The sequence below is a fragment of the Cellulosilyticum sp. I15G10I2 genome, from assembly GCF_900095725.1.
Lineage (GTDB): Bacteria > Bacillota > Clostridia > Lachnospirales > Cellulosilyticaceae > FMMP01.
Genome location: NZ_FMMP01000006.1, coordinates 1,030,616 through 1,049,956, shown reverse-complemented (window position 1 = coordinate 1,049,956; position 19,341 = coordinate 1,030,616). Strand labels below are relative to the sequence as shown.

General features: G+C 33.6%; 16 protein-coding genes. 12 read left to right on the top strand and 4 right to left on the bottom strand.

Annotated elements, in window-relative coordinates:
* Positions 1–48: 48 nt before the first annotated feature.
* Positions 49–1,401, bottom strand: coding sequence for a hypothetical protein (locus BN3326_RS05150; protein ID WP_069998027.1), 1,353 nt, complete (start codon positions 1,399–1,401; stop codon positions 49–51).
* Between the two features lie 202 nt (positions 1,402–1,603).
* Here BN3326_RS05150 and BN3326_RS05145 point away from each other — a divergent pair, with 202 nt between their 5' ends.
* A complete protein-coding gene (locus BN3326_RS05145; protein ID WP_069998026.1) occupies positions 1,604–2,275 on the top strand; it encodes an SDR family NAD(P)-dependent oxidoreductase in 672 nt (223 codons plus the stop codon).
* An 87-nt stretch (positions 2,276–2,362) separates the two neighbouring features.
* On the opposite strand, the gene BN3326_RS05140 is transcribed toward BN3326_RS05145, so the two are convergent.
* Positions 2,363–3,571 (bottom strand): FprA family A-type flavoprotein, encoded by a 1,209-nt coding sequence (locus BN3326_RS05140; protein ID WP_069998025.1) that lies wholly within the window; start codon positions 3,569–3,571, stop codon positions 2,363–2,365.
* Between the two features lie 172 nt (positions 3,572–3,743).
* On the opposite strand from BN3326_RS05140, the gene splB reads away from it, so the two are divergent.
* The 4 genes from splB to BN3326_RS05120 all read left to right on the top strand — a co-directional run bounded on the left by splB (position 3,744) and on the right by BN3326_RS05120 (position 9,597).
* On the top strand, positions 3,744–4,766 hold the full coding sequence (splB, locus tag BN3326_RS05135) for a spore photoproduct lyase (protein WP_069998024.1): 1,023 nt from the start codon (positions 3,744–3,746) through the stop codon (positions 4,764–4,766).
* 83 nt (positions 4,767–4,849) lie between these two features.
* Complete coding sequence (locus BN3326_RS05130; protein WP_069998023.1) at positions 4,850–7,783, top strand: insulinase family protein; 2,934 nt, start codon at positions 4,850–4,852, stop codon at positions 7,781–7,783.
* A 195-nt stretch (positions 7,784–7,978) separates the two neighbouring features.
* A complete protein-coding gene (locus BN3326_RS05125) occupies positions 7,979–8,800 on the top strand; it encodes an RMD1 family protein (RefSeq protein WP_069998022.1) in 822 nt (273 codons plus the stop codon).
* Positions 8,797–9,597 (top strand): RMD1 family protein, encoded by an 801-nt coding sequence (locus BN3326_RS05120; RefSeq protein WP_069998021.1) that lies wholly within the window; start codon positions 8,797–8,799, stop codon positions 9,595–9,597. The genes BN3326_RS05125 and BN3326_RS05120 overlap by 4 nt, the downstream gene beginning before the upstream one ends.
* Before the next feature lie 56 nt (positions 9,598–9,653).
* On the opposite strand, the gene BN3326_RS05115 is transcribed toward BN3326_RS05120, so the two are convergent.
* Positions 9,654–10,820 (bottom strand): aminotransferase class I/II-fold pyridoxal phosphate-dependent enzyme, encoded by a 1,167-nt coding sequence (locus BN3326_RS05115; protein WP_069998020.1) that lies wholly within the window; start codon positions 10,818–10,820, stop codon positions 9,654–9,656.
* 244 nt (positions 10,821–11,064) lie between these two features.
* On the opposite strand from BN3326_RS05115, the gene BN3326_RS05110 reads away from it, so the two are divergent.
* The 3 genes from BN3326_RS05110 (at position 11,065) to BN3326_RS05100 (ending at position 14,337) form a co-directional block, all read left to right on the top strand.
* The gene (locus BN3326_RS05110; protein ID WP_069998019.1) at positions 11,065–12,228 is read left to right on the top strand and encodes an ATP-binding protein; all 1,164 of its coding nucleotides are present in this window, start codon (positions 11,065–11,067) and stop codon (positions 12,226–12,228) included.
* Between the two features lie 150 nt (positions 12,229–12,378).
* Positions 12,379–12,990 (top strand): GerMN domain-containing protein, encoded by a 612-nt coding sequence (locus tag BN3326_RS05105; RefSeq protein WP_069998018.1) that lies wholly within the window; start codon positions 12,379–12,381, stop codon positions 12,988–12,990.
* Between the two features lie 48 nt (positions 12,991–13,038).
* Positions 13,039–14,337 (top strand): transglutaminase domain-containing protein, encoded by a 1,299-nt coding sequence (locus BN3326_RS05100; RefSeq protein ID WP_069998017.1) that lies wholly within the window; start codon positions 13,039–13,041, stop codon positions 14,335–14,337.
* Between the two features lie 57 nt (positions 14,338–14,394).
* On the opposite strand, the gene BN3326_RS05095 is transcribed toward BN3326_RS05100, so the two are convergent.
* Entirely contained in the window at positions 14,395–14,589 is a 195-nt protein-coding gene (locus BN3326_RS05095) for a hypothetical protein (RefSeq protein WP_069998016.1), read from the bottom strand.
* A 166-nt stretch (positions 14,590–14,755) separates the two neighbouring features.
* Between BN3326_RS05095 and BN3326_RS05090 the strand changes: the two genes are divergently transcribed.
* The 4 genes from BN3326_RS05090 (at position 14,756) to BN3326_RS05075 (ending at position 19,320) form a co-directional block, all read left to right on the top strand.
* Entirely contained in the window at positions 14,756–15,451 is a 696-nt protein-coding gene (locus tag BN3326_RS05090) for a hypothetical protein (RefSeq protein WP_069998015.1), read from the top strand.
* 325 nt (positions 15,452–15,776) lie between these two features.
* Positions 15,777–17,606: a glutamine--fructose-6-phosphate transaminase (isomerizing) gene (glmS, locus tag BN3326_RS05085; protein ID WP_069998014.1), complete on the top strand. Its 1,830-nt coding sequence runs from the start codon at positions 15,777–15,779 to the stop codon at positions 17,604–17,606.
* Between the two features lie 139 nt (positions 17,607–17,745).
* A complete protein-coding gene (locus tag BN3326_RS05080; protein ID WP_069998013.1) occupies positions 17,746–17,922 on the top strand; it encodes a DUF1540 domain-containing protein in 177 nt (58 codons plus the stop codon).
* 180 nt (positions 17,923–18,102) lie between these two features.
* Positions 18,103–19,320, top strand: coding sequence for an NAD(P)/FAD-dependent oxidoreductase (locus BN3326_RS05075; protein ID WP_171903767.1), 1,218 nt, complete (start codon positions 18,103–18,105; stop codon positions 19,318–19,320).
* Positions 19,321–19,341 lie beyond the last annotated feature (21 nt).

Genomic DNA, 19,341 nt, shown 5'->3' with positions numbered 1-19,341 from the left:
AAATATTAACCCTCGTTTAAAAGGAGATGCATAAATGTTCATAGTGGCTTAATCTAGGGAGGTACTTGTAGGGATACAAATAAGTTTGGCTAGACTTTGATGATCTAAAAATGCAGTGGGGCTTAAAGGCACACGGTTGCGACCTCTTATAAAAGAAGGGTGGGAAAGCCTGGGAAGATATGATAATATTGCACTAAAGCTACTTTCTTCTTTATCCCAAGTATTGACGTAATAATCTTGGAAACATGACTTATTATTTTTTAGGAGATCAAGATAAGTAAAGGTAGCTCTAAGTGTCGTATAAGCATGAGGTGATGAAAAATAGATACCTAGATTAAATGTAGGTAAGTGCTGGAGGTTATAGAGTTTAGTGAGACAAGCATCTGCCTTTTTGAGAAGCGCCATAGCTGTTTTATTTTCCCCCTTGAAAGAGTAGGTAGAATTGTTAGCTTTTGAGGTCGTTTCGCTATTGCTTGTTAGATCTGTGAAGGTGTTATGGACAGTATCTGTTTGCGTATCAGAAGTGGTGCATATGTTTTTGAGCTCTTCTTCTTTGCTAGGCTGAGAATTAATAATGTAATTAAAATTATCATCAACCTTCATATTCAAAATAAGTGAATCTAAGCTTCGGAGTGTACATCTTTTTAAAGTTTCTTTTTTATCTGTTTTAGTATCGGTATGTAAAGCACTTTTATATTTTGTATCACTCTTATTATTTGTACAACTGTCTGTAAATGTTTTATTGTAGGTAAAAGTAGTTTCTTTAAAAGAATCTAATAAAGTAAATAAGTTTTCCAGTTGGTAGATTCTATCGTTTATATGTGTTTGCTCAGTAGGTATGGCTAAAAACAGGATAGTAAAAGTTTCATTATACATAGCGCAAAGAAGTGATTTAAGCTTAGAAGATGTAAGATCTGTGAGCGTAGAAAATGTATCAGTATTTAGGGTTACTGAAGATAGACTGGTGAGTTTAGTGATGTCAAATAAGCTTTGATTTAAGATCTTACAGGAGAATTTTTCATCAAGTACTTTAATGAGCATATCAGAATGTTTAGCAGACAAGGTGTTTTGTATAATTTTAAGTGCAGTATTTATGTCATATGCACTTTTAATGGCTAAATAAGTATTCACACGAGTGGGTGTTATTTGCACAATATAGCCAATCGATACTTTTAAATGATGCAGTGCATTTAAAGCAGGCATCACTCGGTCTAAAAGGTTATCAGAATAAGTCTCGGAGATATTGTTTAATTTAATAAGTCTTATGGCGCATTTATCATTCATATCACTTATTGATAGTATGGGCATAGATTTAAGTTGTTTCAAATATTCTCTGTTTAAGAGATCTTGACTTAAAGTGAGGGCAGAATTAAATTCGCCTATATCTCTTATATAATCCACGATTATCCTCCGTTCTTATCCTTTAAGATTAAAGGGATGTTAATTTATTTTATGCAGTTAAAAGGTATTTATTATAGCAAAATAATTTGAAGTTTGAAAAATATACTTTTAATAGTGTGAAATATTTTACATTTTATTTAAATTTGGTATATAATAAAATGTACTTAAGTATTATATAAGAGACTGAGGAAGGAATGATAAAATGGCTATTCTAATTACAGGTGGAGCAGGATATACAGGATCGCATGTATGTATTGAACTTTTAAAAGAAGGATACGAGGTTGTAATAGTAGATAATTTTTTAAATTCTAATCCAGAGACTTTAGCACAAATTCGTGAAAAGAGTGGTAAAGATTTTAAACTCTATGCTATGGATCTTGCACACAAAGAGATTGTAGAACGTATTTTTAAAGAAAATGAAATAGAAGGGGTTATTCATTTTGCAGGCGTTAAGTCAACAGGACAATGTAAAGATCAGCCAATAAAATATTATCATACGAATCTGACAAGTACGCTCATGTTGTGTGAAGTGATGAGTGAATATAATATTAAAAAAATGGTGTTTAGTTCTTCAGAAGGCTTTTATGGTGATAATGGTGCACAATCAACAGTATATGGCAGTGCTAAACTGATGATTGAGCGTATTTTAAAAGAGGTTTATACGGTTGATAATAGCTGGGGTATTAAAATCATGCGCTATTTGCAGCCAGAAGGCAATGTTTATACAAGAGAAGATATAAAGGCGGAAGATATGAGTCATATTTATATCGAGGCATTTAAGCAAATAAAAGAAGGTTCGTTTGATACGTATGCAATTAATATCTCTAATAAAAAGATTTTGGTAGAGGAGATAGATGCATTTAGCGGTTATTAAGATTAGGTTATATAGGTCTAATGTTTAGCGGTTTTAAACTAAAAAAATGCTGGGAAAATCTAAAGATTTTCCCAGCATTTTTTTAGTTTAAAGCACTTTATTTGCAAATTGAACGCCAAAATCAAATGCAGTTTCAAGGTCAGTTTCACTTGGTTTAAATAAAACACTAAGAGGTTCAACAGGTATAGCGAGTCTAAGCTGAGTAAGCCTTTGCTGAATATTTTTAACAGCTTCTCCGCTCCAACCATAAGAACCAAAACAACTTGCTTTAATACCTTTATGGATATAAGGATTTAATGAAGAAAGAACCTGCCAGATTTGAGGAAGCGTATCGGCAGCGATCGTAGGAGAACCTAGTAAAAAGCCAGAACTGCTTGTTATTTCAGTGCATACGGTTTTTAAATCAGAATCTTGCAAGTCGTAAAATAAAACATCTACATTATGAGCTGTTGATTCAATACCTGCCTTAATCTGCTGTGCGAGCTGAGCGGTGTAGCCGTAAGCCGAAACATACCCAATAACGATGCTGGGAATATCACGTTTTTGAGGGGTAGCCCATGTGCGGTAAAGTTCGATATATTTATTCATATTGGATGCATCAAGAATCATACCATGACCAGGACAAATATATGCTAGTTCTAAGTCTTTAATCTTATCAAGTGCACTTAAAACAAAAGGTTTAAAAGGACCCATGATCATATCAAAGTAATATTTATAAGCAGATAGAAAATCTTCTTCTTTTTCAGCAGGCAAAGCACTTTTAAGAAGCTTTTCATCACAGTAATGTGCGCCAAATGAATCGCAGGTTATAAGTACTTTATCTTCTTCGATATAAGTATAGATTGTATCAGGCCAATGGAGAAAAGGCGCACTGATAAAACGAAGTGTTTTATTGCCTAAAGACAGCGTTTCGGTTTCTTTAGCAATGTGACTTTTAAAAGGCGCATTAACGATTTGATTTAAAAACTTGATAGCTTGTGCGCTACCCACCACAGTAGCATCTTTAGAATAATCTAAGAGTCGGGCAACAGAGCCTACATGATCAGGTTCTGTATGGTTGACAATGATATAGTTAATAGCTGAAGGATCAACAACAGTTTTTAATTTTTCTAAATATTCATCAAAGAATTTATCTTTAACAGTTTCAAATATTGCAATGCCATTAGTTCCTTTAAGTACATAACTATTGTATGTTGTACCGAATTCTGTTTCCATAATAATATCAAATATCTTAAGATTGGGGTCTAGTGCACCAACCCAAAACAAATCAGAAGTAATATTAAATTGTTTATTCATATAAGTTTCTCCTTTTAAAATAATATGTATCATTTAAGAATAATTATAATTTAAAAAGTAGCATTGTCAATACTTATACTATAGAAGGCAGTTATATATTAGCTATAATTCATTTATTATAAAATGCATCATATTGGTTAAAACTAATAAAAAATAAGGAGGGAGAGATAGTATGTTTGTTCCAAATACAGTTGTTTTTGAAAAAACAGCATTAGACTATACACTTGGAAGTCAAATTTATGAAAATTTCAAAAAAAAGCCAGATATTAAAATAGTGGAAGTATCTTCTAATAAAATAGGAAGTTTAATACCTGGTGAAAATATGTATGAAAAATATCGAGCTGGTAAAAAGATATTAGTAGTGGGCGTTAAAAAGGGTATGAAATTTCAAAGCTGTAAACCTTCAGCGCATTACCAGCTTCCTCTTGTAAGCGGGTGCATGGGGCAGTGTGAATATTGTTATTTAAATACACAGCTTGGAGATAAACCTTTTGTTAGAATCTATGTTAATATTGAAGAAATACTTAGTCAGACAGAAAGATATATCCAAGAAAGAAGCCCCGAGATCACTTTTTTTGAAGGCGCCGCGACTTCAGATCCTATTCCAGTAGAACCGTATACCCATATTCTTAAAAAAACAATAGAGTACTTTGGTCAGCGAGAATTTGGAAGATTTAGGTTTGTTACAAAATACAATGATATTGAAAGTTTATTAGATGCAAAGCATAACGGGCATACAACCATAAGATTCAGTTTAAATACACAGCGGGTTATAAAAAGCTATGAACATTTTACAACATCAGCTAAAATAAGAATAGAGGCTGCTGCAAAACTTGCTCAGAAAGGATATCCTATAGGATTTATCATAGCGCCAGTTTTGCTTTATGAGGGGTGGCAGAAAGAATATAAAGAGTTGTTGATATATTTAAAAGGTACACTGCCACCGGATTTAGATAAGCCTGTTGAGTTTGAAGTTATTTCACATCGCTTTACAATCAAAGCTAAAAATATTATTTTGAAGATTTTCCCGGAAACAACCTTGCCTATGGAGGAAGAAGAAAGGAAGTTTAAATACGGACAATTTGGCTATGGGAAATATGTGTATACCAAGGAAGAACTTGCAGAAATTAAAAGGTTTTTCGAAGATGAGCTTCAAGATTTATTTCCAAATAAGCAGATTCAATATATTATATAAAGTTTGTATCATATAAGGGTTATTAAGTAAGCGGGAGATAAATAGGATGTATGAGATAATAAAGGCATAAGAAAGGGTAAATTATGAAATTGCAATTGGGAGAGGTCTATAGCGGTTTTAAATTAACAGAAGAAAAGAAAATTTGCGAATTAGAAGGCGTAGCAAGGGTGTTTAAGCATCAAAAAAGCGGGACTGAACTTATTCATATTCTAAATAAAGACGATCATAAAGTTTTTACCATTACCTTTAAGACCCCACCGGAGGATAATAGCGGCGCAGCACATATTATAGAGCATGTGCTATGCTGTTCTTCAAAAAAATATCCGCTTAAAGACACATTTATAGAACTTCAAAATAGTTCTTTATGTACTGCACTTAATGCATGTACTTATCAGGATATGACAATGTATTATTGTGCAAGTAAAAATGATAAAGATTTTAAAAATCTAGTGGAAGTCTATACAGATTTAATTTTTGATCCTTTACTGGAGGCATGGCCAAATCTTTTTAGGCAGGAAGGATGGCACTATGAAATACGAAATAAAAGAGAGGCAATAAACTATAATGGGGTAGTCTATAACGAGATGTTAGGAGAGTATGATGATCCTGCAACTATTTTAGAACATACTATTCATCAAGCCCTTTTTCCGAATACTATATATCGTTATGATGCAGGAGGGGTACCAGAAGAAATTGTTCAATTTAACTATGAGGATTATATAGCTTTTTATGAAAAGTATTATCACCCCTCACATGCATGTATTTATCTTTATGGAGATATACCGATTTTAGATCAATTAAAGTTTTTAGATGAACACTATTTAATGCATTTTGATAAAAAAGCAGATACAGTCCAGATTCCACTGCAACAAAGACTGCATACACCGGCGTCTGTCCATGCAAGTTATCAGGCGGATGATAAGATAGATCTATCTGAAGCAGTGTTTTTGGTACTTAGCTTTGTAATAGGAACATCACAAGATGCTGAACTAAGATTAGCCTTTGAAATCCTTGAACAGATACTTCTAAAAAGCTCCGCATCGCCCCTAGTTGAAGCACTGATTGTAAATAAGGAACTTGGGAAAAGTCTTACAGAAGCAGGCTATGATACTTGTAAGCAGCAGCCTGTATTTTCAATAACATTAAAAGGGACGTCGGTTGATAATAAGAATGAATTTGAGCAAACTGTTTTTGAGGTGCTTCATCAGCTTGTTAGTTATGGCATAGATCCTAAGCTAATAGAAGCTTCCATTAATAGTATTGAATTTGCACTTAAAGAAGCTGATGATTCCTTTGAACCTAGAGGCGTGATGTATAGCGAAAAGATACAAAATAGTTTTTTGTATGGTGGTGAGCCATTTATACATCTTTTTTACGATGATTTATTAAAGAAGATAAAAGAAAAAGCATATCAAGGCTACTTTGAAGCATTAATTAAAAAATATTTTATAGAAAACACCCATCGTGTTTTGGTGCTTTTAGAACCGTCTAAAGTACTTAAAAAAGAAATAGATAAAAAGCTTGCTAAAAACCTTAAAATCTATAAAAAAGGTTTAGGCAGAGAGGGACTCGAAGAACTTATAAGCATAAATAATGCATTAGATAAGATGCAAAACAAAGTGAACTCTAAAGAAGCTCTTAAAATGCTGCCAGTACTGACACTAAGTGACATTTCACCAAAAACTGAAGCGTTTATTATACAAGAACAAATGCTAAATGGAGTAAGTGTGCTGTTTAACCCTGATGCTTCAAAAGATATTATTTATATGCATTTATTATTTGATACAACAGGAGTCAATGAGGAAGATATTCCTTATTTAGGTGTTTTAGCAAGCTTGCTTACATACGTTGGAACAAAGCATTATAATTATCTTGAGCTTGACCATGCCATTAATAGTTGTGTTGGAGGAATGGGCTGTCAAATAAATGCTTATTCAGATATAAAGGACACTAGCCATTATAGGCCGCTATTTAAAATTTCCGCAAAGCTGCTCAAAGAAAAACTTCCAAATTTCGTAGAACTTATGCATGAAATTTTAAATAATACAATATTTATGGAGCAGTCTAAAATAAAAGAGATATTAGGATCGATTAAATATGAAATGGAAAGAAGTTTTAATAGCAACCCAGAATATACAGCTATAAAGAGAATTTATTCGTATTGTTCACATGCTGGCATGTACGAAGACATAGTAGCGGGCATCGCATACTATGATTTTCTGTGCACAATCTATAACGATTTTGATAATAATTTTGATTTGCTTAGGGCTAAGCTTAGCCAAGTATTTCAGACGGTTTTTAGTAAAACGAATATGACTATGAGCATAACTGCAGAGCAGAAAGACTTTAAGTTTATTAAAGCATCTATTGAAGCACTGATTAATGGGCTAAAAAGTGAGCATATAAAAAAATACCAGTACGCACTTACCCCTGTCGTTAAAAATGAGGGATTTGTGACGATGGGCAGCTTATATACTGTAGCGAAAGGCTTTAATTATAAAAAAGAAGGTTATGCATCTCATGGTGTACTGCAAGTCATATGTAATATTTTAGAAAGCACCTATCTATGGGATAAAATACGTTTGCAAGGAGGCGCGTATGGATGCGAACTTAGCCTGGGATTAGACGGGAATATGGTAATATGTTCTTATTGTGATCCTCATCTTATAGAGACTTTGGCAATCTATGAGGGGATTGGCCCATTTTTAAGCAATCTCTCATTGGATGATGCGGCACTGCATAGGTATATTGTTGGAACTATAGGAGGCCTGGATTGTGCTTTAAGTATGGAACAAAGAAGCGAAAGGGCATTAACTTCGTATCTTTGCGGCATAACACAAAGTGAATTACAAAAAGCAAGAGAAGAGATTCTTGCTGCAGAGCCAAAAGATATTCAACATTTTGCAGCTTTATTTAATGAATTTGCAAAACGAAATACTCAGTGTGTCATTGGGAACTCTGATCAAATTAAAAAGCATCAGAGACTTTTTAAATCTTTGCGCTACTTATCTTACTAATACTTATAGATCTATTAGGCTCTGGGGAATATAGTTATGAAATGATCGTGATCATTAAAATTTATTAATTTAAACATTGTACAAATTTAACTTTTAAAAGTAGAATGAGTTGTTATAATATAATATATTATTAAGTAAGTTTTAAATATAATAAATATAGAGGAATATTACTTCATAGGGGATGGTGGATTTAAGATGAGTTACTATAAGCTTAGTGCATGGTCTGTGTCAAAAGAAATAGATCTCAATGCATTAGCAAAGAGTTTTGAGATACCTAAAAGATTTACTTGGGAAGAGCCCATTCGCTTATATGGAGAGGTATTGAAAAATCTTCTACAAGAAGAAACTGTTCAGGAAGGGGAGGTATTTCTTTTCTATTTTGGATCTATTGTACTTTTAAATGGTGAAACACATTGGGTAGAAAAAATTAACAAATATCTTGGCAAAAACAACCTTTGTAAATTGTTGGAAAACTGGAGGCATTTTAATGATGAATACGAGCTTGTAGAGGAAACAGGAGCAGATCAGTGTAATGACAGCATAGCAAAGCTTCATAGCATAAGTCCATATCACATAGAACTTTCAGCCATTACACTTGCGAAGTCAGTTGCCCTAGAACGAAATGAGCTGCAAATAGAACAAATTCTTAATCAGGCTGAGAGTCTTATTGAAAGGTTAGAGAACGGAAAAACAAGAATGGCAGATAAAAAATTAGGCATGATATCAGCCTCTATACTAAGGCATGAATATGACTCAGTAAGCTATGTACTTATCTTGGATAAACCAGATATTACTTGGACAGTAAGTGATGCAAATGCCTATTATGAAAAACTTTCTATCATTTTTGAACTTGCTGATCGTTATGAGATCCTTAAACAAAAAACGGATACCTTAAGACATATTGTAGAAGGATTTACTGCTGTTAACCACGGCACTCGAAGTTATATTATGGAAGTCGTTATTCTTATTCTTATTTTAGTTGAAGTCATACTAATGTTATTGGATCTGATACTATGAAAGCATATGTAAGAATTGTTGCGGTACCTATAAAAAAGAATATCAATCTAGCTTTGTTGGCAAGTAGTATGGGGATAAAAGGTTTTGAAAACTGGAGGGGATGCTTAGAACTTGACGTGCAAAGTGTTGCTAGTATTTTAAGGTATACTGTCGAGAATGCTTGTGTACTTCTTTATAAGATGGGATGTATTGTAATAATAGGACTAAATGAAAAAGAAGAACAAACTATTTTAAGCAGGCTCAAACTCTTTCTAGAGATTGATTATCTAAAGCATATGTATCTTTTTAAAGACTATGACTATTGTCCTGTTGCACAAAGGCATACAAAGGCAGAAGCTATGGCAAGAAGCGTAAGGCTTAGATGGATAGAAATACAAGTAGATGAGCTTGTGGAGCAAGCAGAACCTCTGCTTATTAAGATTAATAAAGGAAGCAAACGGGGGTTTACACCAAAATTTCGATATCTTATTGCAAAAATACAGCGGTTTGAAATAGAAAGTGCAGGGATACTAGCAATGCTCGGGAGAACTTATCAGGGAATCTCAAAAGAAACTTATGAAGCGTATATGGAAGACTATAATATTAAAGAGCGACTTATGATAGTTAATGAAAAGTTAGAATTATTGAAGAGTATTACATCTATTCACGAACTTTTTGGAAGATTCATAGGGTGGCAAAGACTACTTGCGATAGAAGCTGTTTTATTAATATGTTTTCCAATACCAGGACTTATTTCTTTGGATATGGTGGCTTTAGGGCAGCGGGTATTGCTTCTGATAAATACATTTTTTAAATGACGCTATTATTTTAAATACTTAAAAACAAGGGGTGGCACTAAAGCCACCCCTTGTTTTTAAGTATTTAAAATACCACTTTTTTGAATGTTTTCAATAGCTTTTTGAATAGTAGCCTCATCTTGAACTAAAGCAATACGTACAAAACCTTCCCCTTCTTCTCCAAAACTAATACCTGGAACTACAATAACATGAGCTTTTTTCATCAGATCATGGGTAAAATCAATAGAAGAGGTATAGTTTTTTGGAATAGGAGCCCATACAAACATGCTGCCTTTAGGCTTTTCAATCATCCATCCAAGATTTGCAAGGCCATCAGTTAGAAGTATGCTGCGTTTTTTATAGGTCTCACGTACAACATCTATATAGTCTTTGGGACCAGATAATAGCGCTATAGCTGCTTTTTGAAAAGGCAGAAACATGCCATAGTCTACATGAGATTTTAAGGTTTTAAGTTGTCTGATAATTTCCTTATGACCTACTGCAAAGGCAATCCGGCATCCTGGAATACTATAAGTTTTTGAAAGGGAGTTAAATTCGATACCAATCTCTTTTGCACCAGGAATGCTTAAAAAACTTTCGCCAACGGTACCATCAAATAAAAGTTCGCTATAGGCATTATCATGTAGTACTATAATATCATATTTCTTTGCAAAAGCCACAAGGCGTTTGTAGAAACTACGATCAGCCGTGCCGGTAGTAGGATTGTTAGGGTAGGAAACAATCATAAACCTAGCTTTTTGAGCTATTTCTTGATCGATTGCCTCTAAATTTATAAGATAATTATTCTCCTTAAGAAGAGGCATTTTATAAAGTCTAGCACCTGCTAGCAAAGGACCAACTTTGAAAATAGGATAACTTGGTGTAGGAACAAGTACAATATCACCAGGATCAATCAGACAAAGAGCAAGTTCGGTAAAACCGCTTTGAGAACCTAAAAGCGAAACAACTTCATCAGATTTAAGTGATACATCATATCTTGTTTCATACCACTTACACACGGCCTCAATAAGTTCAGAACAATCTGTAATAGCATATTTATAGTTTTCGGGGTTGCTGCATTCACGAATAAGCGTTTCTATGACCTGTGGAGTAGGGGGGATATCAGGGGTACCTATACTAAAATCAATCATTTCTATTCCTTGTTGTGTCATTTCAGCTTTTTTTTGGCTAAGTTCAGCAAAAATTGCAGAGGAAAGCTCAGCCATCTTTTTTGAAAAAAACATAAAGTCCTCCTAAGTCACATAAAAGATTTTAATCCTATTATAATAATAATGTTAGAAAATAGTCAATAAAAAGTATTTTTTATCAAATGATCATTTATAATGCATCAACAAAACTAATAATTTATGATATGATGGATCAAATGAATATTATCATAATCTATTTATATTTTATACAATAAGTATTAAAATAATGTTTTTAATAACTATTTATATCAAGAAAGAATATGGAAAGGAATGAAAGCTCTTGGGATTTATATTGTATACAAGCTTAAATCATGATCCTATTGTCAAAAGTGTTTATGAACTTAGAAAAAACTGGGATGACGTGTTATATGATGAAGTACTCGCTTTATTGCTTGAGAAAAACTGTGAGTTGCCGCTGGGAGGGAATTTGTTTAAAACCTATATTTGTTATATGATTGCCGCTGATGAGAATCTTTTTTCGTTAACTGCAGAACATTTTGGTAGGGAAATGGATAAAAAATTATATCAGTTAGGACTGCGGGATATGCGGCTTTTTATAGACTTATGGCAATGCGACATTATCAACGAAGCGTTAAATGATAATAATGACATGCCATTTTTGAATACTATTTATAAAAGTTTTGCAGATCATTTGCAAGAAGAGCAGCTTGTAGCGTATTTAGCTGAATATTATAAACAGTATGGTGCAGGGAAGATGAATAGATTTAAAGCATTTAAATGGGAAAAAGAAAAGCTTATAGGCATTACTCAGTCTGATCCTATTAGGCTCAATGAGCTTATAGCCTGCGATTATCAAAAACAAGCACTTATTCAAAACACAGAAAGTTTTTTAAAAGGTCAAGCGGCCAATAATGTATTATTATTTGGAGATAGCGGAACAGGGAAGTCGTCTTGTGTTAAGGCTCTTTTAAACGAATATCATCACAAGGGACTAAGAATGATTGAACTATCTAAATCAGACTTTTTATATTTTAATAAAATACTTGCGAGTCTTCGTAATAGAGGGCTTAAGTTTATTATTTTTTTAGATGACTTATCTTTTGAAGAGTTTGAAACAGAATACAAACACATGAAAGCGCTTATTGAAGGAGGCGTTGAGATAAAGCCTGATAATGTACTGATTTATGCCACATCTAATAGAAGACACCTAGTTCGGGAAACCTGGCAGGAAAGACAGGGGGAAGATGTGCATATTGCAGATACGCAGCAAGAGAAACTATCACTGTCGGATAGATTTGGACTTGCCTTAACCTTTACATCACCTAATCAGAATACTTATCTTCAAATAGTCTTTGAACTGGCAAAGAAGTATCAGCTTGATATACCAGAAAATAGGCTAAGAGAAAAGGCAATCCAGTGGGAGCTACTTCATGGAGGCAGGTCAGGTAGAGTGGCTAAGCAGTTTATTAATTCACTTATGTAAATTTTAAAATAGGATAGATCAATAAATTGAACCTACTTTGAAGTAGGTTCAATTTTATATAGAGATAGATAAAATATTTTTAACAAAATATGGAATTTATATAAAATATTAGGTATTATAGATGGGAGGGCTAAAAAAGGGGGGGCATTAATGCAGTGGAAAAGAGTTATTAGAATAGGTGTTATTATTTATACATTTTTTTTAAGTACAATTGAATGCACAACGGTTGTTGCAGCAGCACAGTTAAAAACTAACTTCAGTATTCAGTCTATTACTGAAAGTTATAATAATCTTAGAGGGATAAATAGAGAAAAATCATTAACAAAATTATCTGTTAATGATAAAATAAATAATACAGTAAAATTATTTCTAGGAGATATAAGAACTGGCGAGATAGTTTGTTTTGAATATGACGCCAAGAGGCAAAATGAAGAATCAGATGAAGTATATCTAACAAAAACCCTCAAGGATGATAAAGGAAAACCGGATATTTATATAACGGGGATTCCGAATGATGCAGTTATTAAGGATATCGTGATAGATTATTCTAAAGACAGTGTTACTGTTAATATGACGGGAGAATATAATTTGCAAGGTTATGGCAGCACTGGAGAATACCTGGCGTTACAAAGCTTATCAAGTACAATAGCTCACTTTTATAACGTACATACGGTTGTTTTAAAGAGAGAAGGTGTGTTTTATGTTTCAGGACATTTTAGCTTTAAAGAGAATGAGGGAATAGAGGTGTCAGCATGTAACTAACTTGAGTTAGAATGGGGCAGAAAATATGGAAGCAGAGAAGGAGGCGTTATGAAAAAGTCGTATTACATGATTGCATTATTGTTCTGTATTGTGTTTTTTAATGGTGTTAATACTATCTATGGCCACGAAAACATTGTAAATGAAATACAATGTGATGCATCAGAATATACCGTACAGTTTAAGAGCGAAAGGGCCATGATCAGCCGGGATGGAAGCGAGGCTATTCCTATAAAAAGTGGAACAAAACTAACAAAACCTGGAACCTACTTTTTAACGTTATTTGATAGTAAAGAAAGGATGAAAATTAATACATTTACTATCTTACCTGCTAAGGATGCAAATAGTTGGACAATTAATCGCGAAGGGGAATTGGAAGAAATCCTTAAGTATGCCCTTAGTGAGTTCAAAAAAGATATAACAATCAAATTTAACTATGGGCAATTTTCAATCGATCAGCTAAGTGATATTTTTAATAAACAGATAAATAGTTTGTTAGAACAGTATCCGAAACTTGTTTATGAAGGCTATACGATATCAGCGACACTTAACAGTAAGCCAACAGTACAATTAAAGTTATTATATCCTCTTAAAGTTATAAATACTTTAAAGACATATAATTTAAAAACAGAACGCAAGATTATTGAGATTATTAATCAAAATATAACATCAGATATGGAGGACTATCATAGGGAAATTAAACTTTTTGAATATATTATAAAGCATACAACTTATTCAAAAATCTTATCTAATAATAGGGAAGTTATTAATGCAACCCCCATATCTCATACGATGTATGGCGGGCTTATAGATCAAGTAGCAGTGTGCGATGGATATGCAAAAAGTTTGATGTATCTTTGTAATGCAGTTGGTATACCAGCAAGGTTCATATGGGGACATACCTCAGATGGCGTACTGCATGCATGGAATCTAATCCAAATACAAGGGGCCTATTATCATGTGGATGCTACTTGGGCAGACCAAGAGAATGCGCAAATAGGAAGTTTATATCAGTATTTTAATGAAAAAGACAGTACAATGCAAACTACACATACATGGGAGACTAAACTTTATCCTAAGGCAATCAGTGAAGCCTATACTATGCCATACATACCTATAGAACTAACAAATATTTATCGTATCCAAAAGTCATCAGAGGTCCAAATGGTTCTCGCAAAGCTCATTAAAAATAGTCCTTCACAAGCTACTGTCATTTTATATGAAGACTCTCTCAATAAATGGAATCAGGAGAAGCTTGTACGTGATATTGTAAATGGACTTAGGAATAATATTAATTATGTAGTAGAACGTAAGTATAATTGTTTGATTATATCATTTAATAAAGCCTAAGAAATAAAAATTTCTTTTATTTCTTAGGCTTTATTGCGTAGCAGATAAATAATGCTATTAAGTTGTCCAACTTCCAGTGTTTTTGCAATGAGGACAAATTATTTCACTATATGGCCGTGTATTCATCTCTAGGAGGACGTTGTTAGAATAAATAGGGCCCTCTTTAGCTAAAGATGAGTCAACAGTATTAGCGATGTATTCAGCACCACACATATCATAGCCGCAATTATTACAAAGCATATGCTTTATCATTTGATAAACCTCCTTGTCAGTATATAGATTAAACAGGATACTTTTAATATCTGTATAATTTTTTATTTTTATACATCTAATGAAAAAAAGCATTCCTTTTTTTAACAGTATAGAATTGAGAATTTTCCACAATATATAGATATAAGATTATTTAAGGAGGTTCACAATGACAAAAAGAATAGTTAAAATAATGGCTTTTACAACATTGATATGTGTAATGTGCAGCAATGCTTTTGCAACAGCTCCACAGCATGTTACACCAACACACCAAGCACCAGCGGTACCACCCGCAACACCAGATGCAGAACAGCATATTACCCCCACACATCAAGCACCAGCGGTACCCCCTGCAACACCAGATGCAGAACAACACATTACGCCTGCTCATCAGGCTCCAAGACCAAATAATGGAGCAACAACCGCGCCAACTACACCTAGACCAGGGGCAACTCCAACAACACCAGGGACGACAACTCCAACACCAAGTACTGTAGCCCCAACAGCACCAGGTACAGCAACACCTGGATCAAATACAAGGCAGCCAAGAAGACCAAATGATCCATCTAAACAAAGTCAAGCACAGCCTTTTGTATTAGACAACTTTAAGGTAATTGAAACGACCTTGAAATCATTTGGTGTAGATAGCAGAGAGTTAGCTAACTATATAAAGCAAGGAAAGAAATTAGAAGATGTATTAAAAGCTGAAAAAATATCTATTAGAAAATTTAAAAAGCAGGTTATGGCGGAGTATTTTAAAGTAGTAGATCAGGGTGTAACAAATAAACAGCTTACAACTCAGCAAGCTAGTCAGTTGAAAAAAGCTATTAAAGAAACCGTAAAGAGTTGGTTGCCAAGAAAATAAAATAGCTATTAAAAGTAAAGCACTTCGGTGTTTTGCTTTTTTTATTATAATATTTAAAATATTTAGTATAGGACAATTTGAATATTTTGTATAGCATTAATATAATATTATGGTATAATAGGCAGATGGGAAATAGAAATAAGAAAGCGCCAGAACTTGACAAGGTCAAGTTGACGAGGACTAGGGTTATCGAATATTCGGCGGATACTCTAGAGGGATCACACCCTTAATAGATTTACAAACCTAAGGAGCAATCTTTAGAACAAAAGGTCTATCGTGAATTTCCCTGATACTAAAAAACTAAATATCAGGAGGTTTGTTTACTATGTGCGGAATTGTTGGTTATGTAGGAAAAAGAAATGCAGAGGACGTTATTATTGAAGGTTTATCGAAACTTGAATATCGAGGATATGATTCAGCAGGAATCGCTATTAACCAGAATAAGGATACTATTGCGTATGCAAAGAAAAAAGGGCGTTTGAGTATATTGGAAAATTTTCTGAAAGAAATGCCTCTTTTAGGCCAGGTAGGTATCGGTCATACGAGATGGGCAACTCATGGAGAACCCTCTGATTGCAACTCACATCCCCATCTTAATGAAAATGGAACTATTGCAGTAGTTCATAATGGTATTATTGAAAATTATATGGAAATCAAAGAAATGCTTATTGCTGAAGGCTATACTTTTAAGTCAGAAACGGATACAGAAGTAATAGTACATCTTCTGGATAAGTACTACAAAGGTGATTTAATCGAAGCTGTTTATACTACGATTAAACAATTAAGAGGTGCATATGCCCTAGGTGTAGTTGCTGTAAATCATCCCGATGAACTTGTGGCGGTTAGAAAAGAAAGTCCTCTTATAGTGGGCCTTGGCGATGAAGAATTCTTTATTGCATCTGATGTGCCTGCTATTCTTAAATATACAAGAAAAGTTTATTTCTTGGAAAATGGAGAAGTTGTGCATATTAAGGATCATACAATAAAAGTATATGATGAAAATAAAAACAAAGTAGATAAAGAAGTAAAAACCATTGACTGGGATATTGAAGCAGCATCCAAAAGTGGATATGATTATTTTATGTTAAAAGAAATCTATGATCAGCCACAGGCTATTAAAGACACACTGCTTAGAAGATTAGATAAAAACAGAATAATACGTTTAGATGATATTAGAATGACCAAAGAGCAACTTGAAGATGTCGGTAAAGTCTATATTGTAGCATGTGGTACAGCTTATAATGCGGGGCTTGTAGGTAAATATGCGATTGAAAAGCTAGCTCAAATTCCTGTAGAGGTAGATATTGCTTCAGAATTTAGATATAGCGATCCATTTATCGATGAGAAGACACTTTTAATTGTTGTTTCACAATCAGGTGAAACAGCTGATACGCTTGCAGCTATGAAGCTTGCGAAGTCAAAAGGCGCCAGAGTACTTGCCATAACAAATGTTGTAGGATCTTCAGTAGCAAGAGAAGCAACAGATGTATTTTATACATGGGCTGGACCTGAAATTGCTGTTGCCTCTACTAAAGCCTATACAGCACAACTTGTTGCATTTTATATGATAGCACTTGATTTTGCACTTAAGAGGACAACTATTTCAAGTGATAAATATAATGAACTGATTGATAAAATAGAAAGTTTATCAGAACTTGTTGCACAAATTTTAGATGGAAAAGAAGCTATCAGAAGTATTGTTAAAGATATTAAAGATACGAAAAGTGCTTTTTATCTAGGTAGAGGTCTGGATTATATGACCGCGCAGGAAGCTGCTCTTAAGTTAAAAGAGATTTCTTATATTTATACAGAGGCTTTTGCTGCTGGAGAGCTCAAACATGGGACTATTGCACTTATTGAAAAAGGAACACCGGTATTTTGTGTTGTTACACAAGATAATCTTGCAGAAAAAATGATTTCTAATATCAAGGAAGTAAAAGCAAGAGGCGCATTTGTTATTGCTATTGCAAAATCAAGTAATCTTGAAATTAGTAAAGTTGCAGATGATACTATTTACATTCCAGAGGCAGATGATTTACTTATGCCAATTTTATCAACAGTGCCTACTCAGCTTGTTGCTTATTACGCTTCGTTAGAAAGAGGAAATGATGTCGACAAACCGAGAAATCTTGCTAAGTCAGTTACAGTAGAATAATAAATTTGAATTTAATACAAAAAACTAAAGAATTAAAATTTGAATGAATTTAGAATTGCAATCATTTCAATGTATTAAAGTAAGTTAATCTGCGTAAAATAATCTCGTTAAATAACATTAATTTTAGGAGGTTAATACGATGAAGGTTAATAAAATGAATCATCCTAACGAAGGCATTAAATGTGTAGTGAATACTTGTCATTATTATATGTCTGGAGATCACTGCGCAGCTGAGCAAATCCAAGTTGAACCTAGAAATGCTTCTGACGCTCAACAAACAGATTGTTCAACTTTTATGCCAGAAGGACAAATGTAATTATTTAGAGAGAATAAAAGAATCCCTATGAACTTCCAGGTAACAACCTGTAAAATTTCATAGGGATTTTTTTGTAATGTATACTTTATAAATGAATGTGAGACAATAAATCTACATTAATATTTTAGAATAAAGACATCGTACAAACAGTATATAAATGATAGGTAGGTGATGAAAAGTTTGAAAGATAAAATAATTATTATTGGCAATGGGATTGCAGCATTATCTGCTATTAAAGCATTTAGAAGTATAGATACATTAACTGAAATTCATTTATTTGGTGAAGAGTATTATTATCCCTATAATCGTATGAGACTATCAAAGGGATTATTAAATACTTTGGAAGAGGATAAAATACTGCTTCAAAAAAAGGAATGGTATGCGGAAAATAATATATGGCTTTATACTGGTAAAAAGGCGGTTGCAGTAGATATAATGGCGCACAAAGTATATTTTCAAGATGGCAGTTATGAGGATTATACCAAGTTGTTAGTAGCTGCAGGAGCAGATAATCTCCAGTTGCCTGTGTCGGGCGTTGAGAAGCAAGGTGTTTTTACCTTAAGGCACCTAGATGATGCTAAGCGCATTGTTATGTTAGAAAAAGAAAGCCACACTGTCCTAAATATTGGAGGTGGAATACAAGGATTAGAAACAGCATGGATTTTAGCGCAAGCTGGTAAGCGGGTCATTATAACAGAGCTGCAGTCTAGATTGATGCCTAAGCAGCTCGATGAAAAAGCTTCTTGGATTCTTGAGAAAAATATTAGAAAAAAAGACATTGAAATCATGTTAAATGCGGAGGTCCATGCATTAATTGGTGAAGATAAAGTAGAGTATTTCAAGTTAAAAGATGGGCCGGCCATTCAGTGTGATATGGCATTATATGCTATAGGGCTTTCGCCTAATACCGGCTGCTTAAAGGGGACTGGTGTAAAAATGAACAGAGGTATTATTGTCAATGAAAAGATGGAAACCAACATTGATGGCATATATGCTGCAGGCGATGTGGCAGAATTTGATGGACAAGTTTATGGCTTGTGGCAAATAGCCATTGAGCAAGGGAAAACGGCAGGATACAATCTAGCCGGTAAAGATGCTAAATATAAGCATGTTGTACCTGTTACAACACTTAATGCATTTGATATAACGCTATTCTCTATGGGGATGATAGATGAGAAACAGGCTGATGATTTTATTATTTGGGACGAATCAGATAAAAACATGTATAGTAAAATACTATTAAGTAAGAATAGAATAGTAGGGGCGATTGTAATAGGGAATACTAAAGTATCCCCTATATTTAAAACTGCAATTGAAAATAATGTGGATTTAGGTAAGGTAGATTATAAGAGTATAACATTGAAAGATCTTACTGACGTCATTAAACAAAAGAAATAAAAGAAATAAAAGAAATAAAAG